Origin of the sequence: Thiomonas delicata (genome assembly GCF_900088825.1) — a bacterium.
GTDB lineage: Bacteria > Pseudomonadota > Gammaproteobacteria > Burkholderiales > Burkholderiaceae_C > Thiomonas_A > Thiomonas_A delicata.
The window spans coordinates 257,586-271,274 of sequence record NZ_LT592171.1 but is presented as its reverse complement, the minus strand read 5'-3'; the positions used below and the strand labels follow the sequence as shown (position 1 = coordinate 271,274).

At 65.5% G+C, this 13,689-nt stretch carries 12 protein-coding genes; 4 read left to right on the top strand and 8 right to left on the bottom strand.

Annotated features, from left to right (window positions below; genetic code table 11):
• Nucleotides 1-2: 2 nt before the first annotated feature.
• A complete protein-coding gene (locus THIARS_RS10780; RefSeq protein ID WP_094160948.1) occupies nt 3-623 on the top strand; it encodes a Maf family nucleotide pyrophosphatase in 621 nt (206 codons plus the stop codon).
• A complete protein-coding gene (locus THIARS_RS10775) occupies nt 623-1,378 on the top strand; it encodes an SAM-dependent methyltransferase (RefSeq protein ID WP_094160947.1) in 756 nt (251 codons plus the stop codon). The genes THIARS_RS10780 and THIARS_RS10775 overlap by 1 nt, the downstream gene beginning before the upstream one ends.
• Nucleotides 1,379-1,475: 97 nt before the next feature.
• Here the strand turns inward: THIARS_RS10775 and THIARS_RS10770 are convergent, their stop codons facing one another.
• The 3 genes from THIARS_RS10770 to THIARS_RS10760 all read right to left on the bottom strand — a co-directional run bounded on the left by THIARS_RS10770 (nt 1,476) and on the right by THIARS_RS10760 (nt 4,238).
• A complete protein-coding gene (locus THIARS_RS10770) occupies nt 1,476-2,477 on the bottom strand; it encodes a S49 family peptidase (protein WP_094160946.1) in 1,002 nt (333 codons plus the stop codon).
• Nucleotides 2,478-2,562: 85 nt separating this feature from the next.
• Nucleotides 2,563-3,216, bottom strand: coding sequence for an HAD family hydrolase (locus THIARS_RS10765; protein WP_094160945.1), 654 nt, complete (start codon nt 3,214-3,216; stop codon nt 2,563-2,565).
• 8 nt (nt 3,217-3,224) lie between these two features.
• Nucleotides 3,225-4,238, bottom strand: a complete 1,014-nt coding sequence (locus THIARS_RS10760) for an RluA family pseudouridine synthase (protein ID WP_094160944.1) — start codon at nt 4,236-4,238, stop codon at nt 3,225-3,227.
• A 630-nt stretch (nt 4,239-4,868) separates the two neighbouring features.
• Here THIARS_RS10760 and THIARS_RS10755 point away from each other — a divergent pair.
• A complete protein-coding gene (locus THIARS_RS10755; RefSeq protein WP_094160943.1) occupies nt 4,869-7,859 on the top strand; it encodes a ribonuclease E/G in 2,991 nt (996 codons plus the stop codon).
• A 98-nt stretch (nt 7,860-7,957) separates the two neighbouring features.
• Here the strand turns inward: THIARS_RS10755 and THIARS_RS10750 are convergent, their stop codons facing one another.
• Complete coding sequence (locus THIARS_RS10750) at nt 7,958-8,884, bottom strand: Rossmann-fold NAD(P)-binding domain-containing protein (RefSeq protein ID WP_094160942.1); 927 nt, start codon at nt 8,882-8,884, stop codon at nt 7,958-7,960.
• Nucleotides 8,885-8,899: 15 nt separating this feature from the next.
• Here THIARS_RS10750 and THIARS_RS10745 point away from each other — a divergent pair, with 15 nt between their 5' ends.
• Nucleotides 8,900-9,934: a CDP-6-deoxy-delta-3,4-glucoseen reductase gene (locus THIARS_RS10745; protein ID WP_094160941.1), complete on the top strand. Its 1,035-nt coding sequence runs from the start codon at nt 8,900-8,902 to the stop codon at nt 9,932-9,934.
• An 80-nt stretch (nt 9,935-10,014) separates the two neighbouring features.
• Here the strand turns inward: THIARS_RS10745 and THIARS_RS10740 are convergent, their stop codons facing one another.
• The 4 genes from THIARS_RS10740 to THIARS_RS10725 are packed head-to-tail and all read right to left on the bottom strand — an operon-like array spanning nt 10,015 to nt 13,615.
• Entirely contained in the window at nt 10,015-10,731 is a 717-nt protein-coding gene (locus THIARS_RS10740) for an ABC transporter ATP-binding protein (protein WP_094160940.1), read from the bottom strand.
• A gap of 1 nt (nt 10,732) precedes the next feature.
• Nucleotides 10,733-11,512, bottom strand: coding sequence for an ABC transporter ATP-binding protein (locus THIARS_RS10735; RefSeq protein ID WP_288119152.1), 780 nt, complete (start codon nt 11,510-11,512; stop codon nt 10,733-10,735).
• Nucleotides 11,512-12,669, bottom strand: coding sequence for an ABC transporter permease subunit (locus THIARS_RS10730; RefSeq protein ID WP_094160938.1), 1,158 nt, complete (start codon nt 12,667-12,669; stop codon nt 11,512-11,514). Before THIARS_RS10730 ends, THIARS_RS10735 begins: the two co-directional genes overlap by 1 nt.
• A 16-nt stretch (nt 12,670-12,685) precedes the next feature.
• Nucleotides 12,686-13,615 carry a branched-chain amino acid ABC transporter permease gene (locus THIARS_RS10725; protein WP_094160937.1) on the bottom strand — a complete coding sequence of 310 codons (930 nt, stop codon included), beginning with the start codon at nt 13,613-13,615 and terminating at the stop codon, nt 12,686-12,688.
• Nucleotides 13,616-13,689: the final 74 nt, after the last annotated feature.

Below are 13,689 nucleotides of genomic sequence, written 5' to 3'. Positions count from 1 at the left end.
GCATGCCTGATTCGATTTCCGGCGAGACGGCGGTGCAGCCGACCCTCGTCCTGGCCTCGACCTCGACCTACCGGCGCGCACTGCTCGAGCGCCTGCGCCTGCCGTTCACGGTTCGCAGCCCCCAGACCGACGAGACCCCGCAACCAGGCGAGGCACCCCGCGACCTGGCCTTGCGGTTGGCAGCGGCCAAGGCGCAGGCCGTTGCCGCGGACATGCCGGGCACCTGGGTCATCGGCTCGGACCAGGTCTGCGCCTGCGATGGGCACATCCTCGGCAAACCCGGAAATCATGCGGCGGCCGTTTCGCAATTGCGTTTGCTGCGAGGACGCACATCCTTATTTCACACCGCCCTGGCGCTGATCACGCCCGACGGCCGCATGCAGCGACGCGAGGTTCCCACCACGGTTCGCATGCGCGAATTGAGCGATGCCCGGATCGAAAACTATCTGCGTGCCGAGCAGCCCTACGACTGTGCCGGAAGCGCCAAATCCGAAGGGCTGGGCATCGCGCTGCTGGAGGCCATCAGCAGCGACGACCCCACCGCCCTCGTTGGGCTGCCGCTCATCGCCCTGTGCGACCTGCTGCTGGCCGGCGGCTACCCCCTGTTGGGTCAGGCGGCCTGATGCCGACCCCAGCGACCAGGGCAGGCCGACTGCTGCTTGTCCCCACACCTTTGGCCGACGTGGCCGAAACGCCGCTGGACAGCGTACTGCCGCGAGCGAGCATTGCCGCCGCCGCCGGCTTGGAACACTGGATCGTGGAGAACGCGAAGACGGCCCGCGCCTTTCTCGGTGCGGTGCATGCCGTACAACCGCTGCGCGTGCCGCTGCAACAGCATGGCATGGCCGTGCTGCCCAAACACGGGCGGCTTGACGCTGCGGCGCTGCGCGCCATGCTCCAGCCCTGCCTGGACGGTGCCGACATGGGACTGATGTCCGAGGCCGGCGCGCCCTGCGTCGCAGACCCTGGCGCCCTGGTGGTGGCCCACGCGCACGAACTGGGAATACCCGTGGTGCCTCTGGTGGGGCCCAGCGCCCTGCTGCTCGGACTCATGGCCAGCGGCCTCGATGGCCAGCGCTTCGCCTTTCATGGCTATCTGCCCGTCGAGGCCGAAGCGCGGGACGGGCAGATCCGCCTGCTCGAACGCGAAAGCGCCCAGCGCCGGCAAACCCAACTGTTCATCGAAACGCCCTATCGCAATACCGCGGTGCTGCAGGCCCTGGTCAAAACCCTAAAGCCATCGACCCGGCTGACGGTGGCCAGCAATCTCACGTCCCCCCATGCCGCCGTGCACACGCGCAGCGTGGCGCAATGGCGCGAGGCGAACCCGAACGCGCTCGAGAAAATTCCGTGCATCTTCGGCTTCTTGGCCAGTTGAGATCTTGGCCAGCTGAGAATCGCGCACCCTTGCGGCGCAGGACGCATGCATCGCTGACCAGGCCGAGGCCTGCGCAGCAGGCCCGGAAACCCGCGATTCAGCGCAGCGACCAGACGCTGCCGCGCAGCATTTCATGCACCGCACCCATGCCGAGTGAGGCGCCAAAACGCTTGGCCAGGCGATCGACCACGTTCTCGTGGCGCGTGTAATCCACCAGGTTCTTCTCGTGGACCACATCGCGCGCCACGGTGTCCGTATCGCCGTAGCCGTCGGCCAAGCCTTGCTGCACGGCCGATTGGCCGGTCCAGACCAGGCCTGAAAATGTTTGGTCGTTGATTTTCAGGCGACTGCCGCGCCCTTTCTCGACGGCGGCGATGAATTGCTGATGAATCTGCTTGAGCATGGTCTGCGCGTAGGCCTTCTGGTCTTCGGGCATGGGAGAGAAGGGATCCATGAAACCCTTGTTGGCGCCGGCAGTGAGCAGGCGCCGCGTCACGCCGAGCTTGTCCATGAGGCCCGAGAAGCCAAACCCATCCATCAACACGCCGATGGAACCCACCAAACTGGCCGGATTCACGTAAATCTTGTCCGCCGCCACGGCGATGTAGTAGGCCGCGGAGGCGCACACCTCGTCGCATACGGCGTAGATGGGAATGTTCTTGTGCTTGGCGCGCAAGCGCCAGATTTCGGCGTTGATCTGGCTTGCCTGCACCGGGCTGCCGCCTGGGCTGTTGATGCGCAGGATGACGGCCTTGGTCCCACGGTCCTCGAAGGCGTCCTGCAGCGAGGCATTGATGTTGTCGGCGCTGGCCATCGACGACGCCGAGATTTCCCCGTTGAGTTCGACCAGCGCCGTATGCGGGCCGGCGATCTGATCACCCGCATGTTCGGCCATATACCCGCCGACGAAAATGGCCAGAACCAGACCGAGAAAAGCCAGGCGGAAAAAGATGGACCAGCGGCGCGCGCGGCGCTTCTCGTTCACGATCTCCATCACCAGCCGCTCCAGCACGCTGCGCTCCCATGCGGCGTGAGGCGACGCAGCCGGCTCGCCAAGGTGAGGTTCTCGTTGCGGATCGTTGGGGTTCGCGTCGTTCATGAGCAGTGGTGTCGAAGGTGGTGCGCCTGCATCGCCAGATGAGGGCAGGATAGCAGCGCGACGCGCCTGAAACGTGACGATTCGTTCAGCCGCCAAGGAGAAAGCGTTGCAAGTCGGGAACCGAATCCGCCAGAAAAACCGGCTGCATCCGCGCCAGTTCCTGCGCCTCATGCGCTCCGTAGGCCACCGCCACCGCCGCCGTCCCGGCGTTGCGGGCCATGAGCAGATCGTGGGTCGTGTCGCCGACCATCAGGGTGCGGTCGGGTTCGTCGCCCAGTTGTTCCATGATTTCCTGCAGCATCGCGGGATGCGGTTTGGGCGTGGTTTCATCGGCCGTGCGCGTGGCGTCGAACAGATCCCGCAGCTCGGCATGTTCCAGCGCCCGGTTCAAGCCCTGACGCGATTTCCCGGTTGCCACGGCGAGCCGATGGCCGGCAGCCTTGAGCGCCAGCAGCATGTCGAGCACACCGGGAAACAGCGTGAGATCGCCATCGTGCGCGAAATAATGCCGGCGATAAGCCAGCGCCAGACGGTCGTAGTCACGCGGATCCAGCGTTGGAGCGGCATGACGCAAGGCGTCGCCCAGCCCCAGGCCGATGACGTAGGAGGCTGCCGTGTCGCTGGGCACCGGCAGGCCGAGGTCACCGCAGGCGGCCTGGATGGCGCGCGTGATGACTGCGGTGGAATCCATCAGGGTTCCGTCCCAGTCGAACACGATCAATCCGTAGGAAGATGGCATCGGTCGAGCTATGGCGTCGATGGGGTCGAGCAAAAATCGCGCAAGCGCTGCAGCCAGAGCCCGTCCTGCGCCGGCCAGTCGGCAGTGAGCACCAGCGGCTCTGCGTTGTGCGGGTGGCTCAGGGCCAGGCGCGCAGCATGCAGAAACATGCGCGCATTGCGAGGGAGCCCCGGTGCGATATCCCCGCGCGCCAGTTGCCGGTTGAGTGCATCGAACCCATATTTCTCGTCGCCGACGACCGGGTAACCCAGGCTTTGCAAATGCACCCGGATCTGGTGCGTGCGCCCCGTGTGGATACGCGCCTCGACCAACGTCAGCCCTGCGACACCGGTTTGCGCCTGCAACGCGGCATCGGGCCAGGGGAAGCGCTGCACGGGGCGGAATTGGCTGCGCGCCGTCTGGGCATCGTCGCCAGTCGCAACACGCACCCTGCGTTCGCCCGAGGCTGTGAGGTACTTATGCAAGGGCTTGTCGACCGTCAACGCACCCCCCTGCCACAAGCCGGCGACCAAGGCGAAATAGCGCTTGTCCGCCTCGCGCTCGCGCAGGCTGGCGTGCAGGGCCGTCAAGGCGCTGCGCTTCTTGGCCAGGAGCAGCACGCCGGAGGTGTCGCGATCCAACCGATGCACCAACTCGAGAAAACGGTCCTGCCCGGCTGCACGCAGGGACTCGATCACGCCGAAGCTCAGGCCCGACCCCCCATGCACCGCCACGCCCGCGGGCTTGTTGATGGCCAGCAGCCAGGCATCCTCATGAACGATGGGGTATTGCCGCGCCGGCGCGGCGGGCGGAGCTTGCGACGTGCGCACCGGCGGCACGCGGACCTGATCGGAGCCAGCCAATTTTTGCGATGCCTCCGCCCGCGCCCCGTTCACCCGCACCTCGCCCGAGCGCACGATACGGTAAATGTGGCTGCGGGGAACGCCTTTGAGGACGCGCGCGAGAAAGTTGTCCAGGCGCTGGCCGGCGCCGGATTCGCCCACTGGGAGCACGGTGGCGGCTGCTGAACTTGGAGGGTGCATATAATCGGGATGCGAAGCGCGTGCTAGTTGAGGCCGACCGCGTGGAAAAATGTTCGTCTAGATGCCTAAAGGCGTGAATCACCCGCACCATTCACGCCGTTGAGATTTGGCATTTTAGTTCGGCATCCGTACAGCCTACAGGCTGTCCCACCGACGGGCATGGCCCCTGGTCAGCGCTGCAGTCCGCAACCCCGGGCTTGCCGGGCCAGCATGGCCGGCCGGCAAGTCGCAGGAACAGCAAGCTCAAAGTCTGAACGAACAGAATGCCCCGCACGACCCGGCCCCGATGCCGTGGTTCACGACAAATCGAATCTTTCCGTGTCCATCCCAAGCCCCATTCAATCCATCCGATGCACTGCACTGGCGCCAACAGCGCCGCGCGGCGCTGTTCGGGCTGGATCATGGCTGCCGGATGCCGCGATTCCAGCCCCTGTCCGCCCTGGCATGCAACCATGTCCGAGCCCGGGTTGCTGCGCCTTGACGAGGCTTTTGTCCTGAAACCTGCGACGAGTTTCCTCGTCGCAGGGCGGTCATTCTCCAGATCGGCACCGAGCCTGCTGCGCGAGTCGGGTCTTTGAGACCCTGGATCAATCACGCAGCCCGCCTGACGGGCGGGATGGAGTCACTGAAATGAAACGCATGTTGTTCAACGCGACGCAAGCCGAGGAGCTGCGCGTCGCCATCGTCGAAGGCCAGAAACTGCTGGACATCGACATCGAACAGGTCGGCCGCGAACAACGCAAAGGCAATATCTACCGCGCCGTGGTCACACGAGTCGAGCCTTCCCTCGAAGCCTGTTTCGTCGATTACGGCGAGGAGCGCCACGGTTTCCTGCCGTTCAAGGAAATCTCCCGCAAGTATTTCAAGGAAGGCGTGGCGCCCTCGCAGGCGCGCATCCAGGACGTCATTCGCGAAGGCCAGGAAATGCTGGTGCAGGTGGAGAAGGAGGAACGCGGCAACAAGGGGGCGGCGCTCACCACTTTCATCTCCCTGGCCGGACGCTACCTGGTCCTGATGCCCAACAACCCTCGCGGCGGCGGCGTGTCACGCCGCATCGAGGGCGAGGACAGGCAGGAGCTGCGCGAGACCATGGAGCAGCTGCAGCATCCGGACGGCATGAGCCTGATCGCCCGCACCGCCGGCATCGGACGCAGCGCCGAGGAACTGCAGTGGGATCTGAACTACCTGATCAAGCTGTGGACCGCCATCGAGGATGCAAGCGGCACGCAGACCGGCGCTTTCCTGATCTACCAGGAATCGTCGCTCGTCATCCGCGCCATCCGCGACTACTTCACCAGCGACATCGGTGAAATCCTGATCGACACGCAGGACGTGTACGAGCAGGCGCATCAGTTCATGGCGCATGTGATGCCCGACAACGTCGGCCGCGTCAAACGCTACCGCGACGATCTGCCGCTGTTTTCGCGCTTCCAGATCGAACACCAGATCGAGACGGCGTATTCGCGCACGGTGAACCTGCCTTCGGGCGGCGCCATCGTGATCGACCACACCGAGGCGCTGGTGGCGATCGACGTCAACTCGGCGCGTTCCACGCGCGGCAGCGCCATCGAGGACACCGCGCTGCGCACCAACCTCGAGGCGGCGGAGGAAATCGCGCGCCAGATGCGTCTGCGCGATCTGGGTGGCTTGATCGTCATGGACTTCATCGACATGGACGAGCCGAAGAACCAGCGCGCCGTCGAAGACCGCCTGCGCGACTGCCTGCGGCAAGACCGTGCGCGGGTGCAGACCAGCAAGATCTCCAAGTTCGGCCTGCTGGAAGTCTCGCGCCAGCGCCTGCGCCCGGCGCTGTCGGAAGGCGCCTACGTGACCTGCCCGCGCTGCAACGGCACCGGGCACATCCGCGACACCGAATCCAGCGCGCTGCAGATCCTGCGCATCATCCAGGAGGAGGCGATGAAGGAAGGCACCGCCGCCGTGCATGTGCAGGTGCCCGTGGAAGTCGCCTCCTTCCTGCTCAACGAGAAGCGCGCCGAGATCACCAAGATCGAATTGCGCCAGCGCGTGTCGGTGCTGCTGGCGCCGAACAAGCAATTGGAAACGCCGAACTACAAGCTCGAGCGCCTCAAGCACGACGACCCGCGCCTGGACAATCTGCCAGCCAGCTACCGCATGGCCGAGGAATTCGAGCAGGAAACCACCATCCTGCGCAGCGAAAAGGACGAACGCCCCCGCCAGGAAGCCCTGGTGCGCGGCATCACGCCCGAAGGACCGGCACCGATGGCTGCCCCCGCTCCCGCCGCACCGGCGCCGGCGCCGGCACAACCCTTGCTGCAAGCCCCAGCCGCCGCAAGCGGCGGAGGCTTCTTCGGCTGGCTGCGCAAGGTCTTCGCCGGAGATGACGCACAACAGCCCGCGCTGCAACAAGCCGCGGCGCCATCGCCCGCCGCCCCGCCAGCCAAGGAAGCCCCGGCGCGCAACCCGCGCGGTCGCGGGCGCGACGGCAACCGCCAGGGCGCCAAAGGAAATGGCGAGCGTTCGGGACGAAGCGAGGCCAATGTTCAAAGCGAAGGCCGCCGCCAGGCCGCGCCAGGCGCCACAGGAGCCGCCGCGGGGCGCTCGGGCCGCGCCGAACGCGGTGAGCGCAACGCGGACGTTCAACGCAGCGCCCAGGGCGAGGCGAGCGCGGTGCAGACACCCAAAGCCGCCAAGCCCGCGGCGGACGCCGCGGCCCAACGCGCGGGACGTGGCGAACGCCAGGAACGGCCACCACGCAACGGCCGGCAACAACGCCCGGTCCAGGCCGAGGCCGCTGGGGAGGAAACCTGGGAAAGCTTCGGCCTGACCTCGCCCGCAGCGGAACAAGCACCCGCCATGCCGGAACCGCCCGCAACGTCGGCGCCGATCGATCAAGCTGGCGCCCAGCAGGCCCCCGCCACCGCCTCAGCAGCGCCCGAAACACCGGATGACGCCGCGGCCGAGCATGCGAATCGCCGCAATCGCGGGCGCCGCCGCCGCGGCGGCCGTGGTGGCCGCTCGCAGGACACGGCCCTGGAAAACACGGGCGGCGATGCGATGGCGCCCGAGGCACAAGCCGATGCCGACACGGCACCAGACGCCGAGACAGTCCGCGTCACCGCGCCGGCAGAACAAGCGGCCCCCGTCGAGGCTGCGACCATGGTCGCGGCAAATCCGGCCGCGCCCGAACTCGCGCAGCCAGCCACGCCGCAGCCTCCTGCCATGGCCGAGAACGACGGCCGCCCGCTTGCCGCAACCATGCCCGCGCCGATGGAGGCCCCTGCCGCCGCGCTTGAGCCGGAACCTGCCGACATCCCGGTTGCGCCGCAAATTCGCACGGCCGCGCCCGCCGCGGCACCGGCACAGCCGACGGTGGCGTCCCAGCATGTCCCCCCTCTGCCCCAACCTCTGCCGGTCCAGGATCTGCAGTCCGTGGTGCAAGCGGCCGGATTGCAATGGGTGCAGTCCGATCCGATCCGCATTGAACAGGCCCAGCGCGCTTTGAGCCAGATGCCTGCGCCGAAGCACGTGCCACGGGAACGTAAACCTCTGACCGTGCAGGATGAGGGGCCCTTGATGCTGGTGGAAACGCGCAAGGACTTGCCAAGCCTGCAACTCCCGGAGAACGGCTCCGGGCATTGAACGCGTCGGTCTAGGCGTTTGCATCCAACGGGCAGGTTCAACCTGCCCGTTGTTGCGTGTGCATGAAGAATTTTGCCTTGCAGCCAGCGCGGGCCCGGCTATTCCGCAACGCCTGTGGCGTCCCCCGACTGCAACCCCGCTTCGACGTCCGGATACCGCAGGACGACGCCCAACTCGTCCCGCATGCGGGTGTTGTCCAGCATGCGGGATTCGGCCATGAAACTCAGGGCCATCGCTGAAATGCCGCTGTCCCGCGCCTGCTCGCGGGCGATCCGCACTGGCGCGGGCAAGCCATACAGGCGCGCAGCCAGATCGAGGTAATCGCCCATCTTGATCCGGCTCTCGTCGCTCGCGTTGTAGGCGCGGTTGGGCGCGGCGCGAAACAACGAGAACAGCATGACGCGCGCCAGATCGTCGGCGTGGATATGGTTGGTGTAGACATCGTCCTCGGCACGCAGCGCGGGCAGGCCCTGGCGCAAGCGCTGCGCGGGGGATCTGTGTCTGCCGTCGTAGATGCCCGGAATGCGCAGGATGCCCAGACGCACGGGTCTGCCGCGCCCGAACCGGCGCCAATGCGCCTCGGCGTCGAGCCGTCGGCGGGCGCGATCGGTCATGGGCTGCGGAGGACGCGTCTCGCGCACCAGCGCCCCGGCGCAATCGCCATACACGCCCGACGTGCTGGCATAGGCCAGGCGCAGCGGACGGCTCGGGCCTGCCCCTATCATTCCCCTGCGCAAGACGGCCGCCAAGCGTGCCGAGCGCGGATCCTGCGTTCCGGCTGACGGCGGCGGCGCCAGCACGGCCACCCAGCGCGCCAGGCTGGCCAGGCGCCACAGGCTCGGGCCGTCGTCCAGGTTGCCGAGCACGGGCACGATGCCGGCCTGGCGCAAGGCTTGCATGCGTTCGGGACTGGATGTGAGCGCGATGACCCGGAAGCGGGACCGGGCCAGCGCCGCAAGTCGCAGGCCGACATCGCCGCAGCCGACAATGAGCAAACGGGGGCGGCGGAATCGACGTATCAACATGGAAACCACAGTGTCATGAGCTTTGAAGTGAAAGTATTGCCCAGCAATCACCGCTTCGACGTGGGCGACGGAGAAACCGTGCTGGCCGCGGCCATTCGCCAAGGCGTCGGCCTCCCTTACGGCTGCCAGGACGGAGCCTGCGGTTCGTGCAAATGCCGTTGGGTGGCGGGCGAATTCGAACTTGGCATCCATCAGCTTAAGGCACTGGGCGAGGCCGAGCGCGCCGCAGGTTTCATTCTGGCCTGCCGCACCAAGCCGACGAGCGACCTCGTGATCGAGAGCCACGAACTGCCGGCCGAAGGCATGTATCCGGTGAAGAAGATGCCCTGCCGCGTCATGACCATCGAGCGCCCCGCCTCCGACGTCGCCGTGATCAGGCTGCAGCTTCCGGCCAACGATGACTTCGCCTACCACGCCGGTCAATATGTCCAGTTCATCCTGCGCGACGGCAGCCGGCGCAGCTATTCCATGGCCAATGCGCCGAGGGGTGAGCGTCAGATCGAACTGCATCTACGCCATATGCCCGGAGGCAAGTTCACCGACCACGTGTTCGGCGCCATGAAGGAGAAGGACATCCTGCGCATGGAAGGGCCGTTCGGCAGTTTCTACCTGCGGGAAGACAGCGACAAGCCCATGGTGCTCCTGGCCTCAGGCACCGGCTTGGCGCCGATCAAGGCCATCATCGAGGCCATGCGCGACAAGGATCTGCAACGCCCGGCCGTGCTGTACTGGGGTTGCCGCGGGAAATCCGATCTCTATCTGCACGCATGGGCCGAGGAACAGGCCGCCGCCCTGCCCTGGCTGCGCTACGTGCCGGTCCTGTCCGAGCCCAGGCCTGAGGATGCCTGGAGCGGACGCACCGGCTTCGTGCACCGCGCGGTGATGGCCGATCTGCCGGATCTGTCGGGCCACGAGGTCTATGCCTGCGGCGCGCCCGTCATGGTGGAGTCGGCCAGGGCCGACTTCGTCGCGCAATGCGGCTTGCCGGAAGACGCCTTCTATGCCGACGCCTTCACCTCCGAGGCCGACAAGACCGGGCCGGCCGGCTGAATCGATACGCAGGAAGCGGCGCTGGCCGGACCTCCCGGCCGCGTGCCCATTGCATGACGAGGCCGGCCCGCGACTTGCCTCTACTCGCCCAGATAGGCGGCCCGGACGCGCGGATCGTGCAGCAAGGCGTCGGCCGAGCCGGTCATGGTCAGCGCGCCCGAGTCCATCACGTAGCCGCGCCGCGCCAATTCCAGGGCGCGCTTGGCGTTCTGCTCGACCAGCAGGATCGTGACGCCCTGCTTGGAAATGTCGGCGATCACCTCGAAAATCTTGTCCACCATGATGGGCGACAGACCCATCGAGGGCTCGTCGAGCAGCAGCAGCTTGGGCTGGCACATCAACGCGCGGCCCATGGCCAGCATCTGCTGTTCGCCGCCCGACATGGTCCCGGCGAGTTGATCGCGCCGCTCCTTCAGACGGGGAAAGATGCCGAACACGCGCTCGATGTCGGCCTCCACGCCTTTTTTATCGTTGCGGACATAGGCGCCCATCAGCAGATTTTCATGGATGGTCATGCGCGTGAACACGCCGCGCCCTTCCGGAACCATGGCCAAACCCAGGCGGACCAGGTCGTAAGAACCCTTCCCGTTCACCGCCTTGCCGGCATAGATGATGCTGCCGTCGGTCACCGGCTGCATGCCGGTGATGGCCTTGAGCGTGGTGGTCTTGCCTGCGCCATTGGCGCCGATCAGACTGACCAGCTCGCCCTGGTGCACCTCGAAATCGATGCCCTTGACGGCCTGGATGCCGCCGTAGGCCACTTTCAAGCCTTTGACTTGCAGGATGGCATCGCTCATCTCAATGCCCTCCCGTACCCAGATACGCTTCGATCACTTTGGGATCCTTTTGCACATCGGCCGGAACGCCCTCGGCGATGGTTTTTCCATAGTCGAGCACGGTCACCCGGTCGCATAGCCCCATCACCAGCTTCACATCGTGTTCGATGAGCAAGATGGTGCGGCCGTCGGCACGGATGGTGGACAGCAGCTCGCGCAATTGCATTTTCTCGGTGGCGTTCATGCCAGCGGCCGGCTCGTCGAGCGCGAGCAGCTTGGGTTCGGTGGCCAGGGCGCGGGCGATTTCCAGACGCCGCTGATCTCCGTACGACAAGGTGCGGGCGCGGAAATCCGCGTAATGGCCGATGCCCACATACTGCAGCAAGGCGTAGGCCCGCTCGCGGATGTCACGCTCCTCCTTTTTGAATTTGCGCGTGCGGAACACGGCGCCGATCAGGGAACTCTGGGTACGCACATGACGCCCGACCATCACGTTTTCCAGCGCCGTCATGTCGGGAAACAGACGGATGTTCTGAAACGTGCGGGCGATGCCCTCGCGCGCCACCTGGTGCACGGCCTCGGGCCGGTAAGGCTTGTCGTCCAGCGAGAACTCGCCGCTGTCGGGCGTATACATGCCGGTGATGACGTTGAAGAACGTGGTCTTTCCGGCGCCGTTGGGGCCGATCAGGCCATACACCTGGCCGCGGCGAATCTCGATTCCGACATCCGACAGGGCCTGCAAGCCGCCGAAGCGCTTGGACGCGCCGACGACCTTCAAGGTAATGGGTTCGGTCGAGCTCATCATGCGCTCTCCTTGGCCACTGCCGGTTTGCTGCCGCTGCCATTGCCGCTGCCATTGCCGATACCCAGCTCGGCCATGCCCTTGCCATGTTCGGGCGCCGGCCACAGGCCCTTCGGCCGCAGGATCATCACCAGGATCATCGCCAACGAATACACCAGTTGGCGCAGGATGCCGGTATCCACGTACACGTGGTTGAAAGCGTGCTGCTGCCAGTCCGAAATGAAGCCGGTATAGCGCAACGCCTCGGGCAGCACCGACAACAGGATGGCGCCCATGATGACGCCCGGAATGTTGCCCATGCCGCCGATCACCACCATGGCCAGCACGTTGATCGATTCCATCAGCGAAAACGACTCCGGCGAAACGAAGCCCTGGAATGCCGCGAACATCGTGCCCGCCACGCCGCCGAACGTGGCTCCCATGGAGAAAGCCAGCAGTTTCATGTTGCGCGTGTTGATGCCCATCGCCTTGGCGGCGATCTCGTCTTCGCGCATGGCCATCCAAGCGCGACCGATGCGCGAGTCCTGCAGGCGGAAGCAGATGACGACCGTGAGCGTCACCAAGACCAGGAACAGCCAGTAGTACTGCGTCACCGAACTGATCGTGTAATTGCCGAGATCGAGGTTCTGGTTCAGATGCCAGCCGAAAATCCGCACGCCGTGTATGCCTGAAATTCCCTGCGGCCCGTTTGTGATGTTGACCGGAGCATTCAGGTTGTTCATGAAAATGCGGATGATCTCGCCAAAACCCAGCGTGACGATGGCCAGGTAGTCGCCGCGCAACTTCAGCACCGGCGTGCCGAGCAGGATGCCGAACAGCGCCGCCAGACCGGCGCCCAGCGGAATGACGATCCAGATCGTCACGTCGAATCCGTTCGGGAACATCGCGCCCAGGGCGTCGAAATTGCTGGTGAGCTGGTTGGACGAGAGCAGCGCAAACATGTAGGCGCCCACCGCATAGAACGCGATATAGCCCAGGTCCAGCAGGCCGGCGAGGCCGACCACGATGTTCAGGCCCAGCGCCAGCATGATGTAGAGCAGCGCGAAGGCGGCGATGCGCACCCAGGCATCGCCGACGAACTGCAGGCCAAGCGGCAACGCCAGCAAGGCCACGGCGGCAATCAGGAAGCCGACCAGATGGGTTTGTTTGTTTTCCATGTGTGTCTCCGGCGCGTCAGGCTCGGTCGGCCACGCGTTCGCCGAGCAGGCCCTGCGGCCGCAAGGTGAGCACGAGAATCAGCACGATGAAGGCGAAAATGTCCTGATAGTTGCTGCCAAAGACACCGCCGGTCAGGGTCCCGATATAGCCGGCCCCCAGCACTTCGATGACGCCCAGGAGCACACCGCCCAGCATGGCCCCGGTGAGGTTGCCGATCCCGCCGAGCACGGCGGCCGTGAAGGCCTTCAACCCCGGCGTGAAACCCATGTAGAAACTTGCGGTCGAGAAGTTGGCGTACCACATCACCCCCGCGATGGCGGCCAGCATGGCGCCGATGACGAAGGCCGCGGAAATCACCATGTTCGGGTTCACGCCCATGAGCCCCGCCACACGGGGATTCTCCGCGGTGGCGCGCATGGCGCGGCCGAGCTTGGTTCGATGGATGAGCAGCGTCAGGCCCACCAGCAGCACCGTCGTGAGCACGAGGATCATGATCTGGACCGGCGTGATCACCACGCCGTGGATGTTGATGATCTTGCTCGGCAGCAGGCTTGGGAACACCTTGTAGTCGCGGCCCCAGATGATCATGGCCAGGGTTTCGAGCAGCAGCGACATGCCGATGGCCGTGACCAGGGGTGCGAGCTTGGGCGCATTGCGCAAGCGTCGATACGCAATGCGCTCGATCATGTAGTTGAGCAGCCCGCATACCACCATGGCTCCCGCGGTAGCGACGATGACGGTCAACCAACCCGGCAGTCCGGGGGCGATGTGGGCGAGGAGGCGGAACAAACTGTAGGCGGTCAGCGCACCCACCATCATGACATCGCCATGCGCGAAATTGATGAGATTGACGATGCCGTACACCATCGTGTAGCCCAAGGCGACCAGGGCATACATGCTGCCCAGCACCAGGCCGTTGACGATTTGTTGAATAAAGATTTCCATCCCGATTGGTCCTTATGGGTTCAGGGTCTTGCCGTATACAGCCCACGACGTCGGCCTTGTGGGCCTGAGAAGGC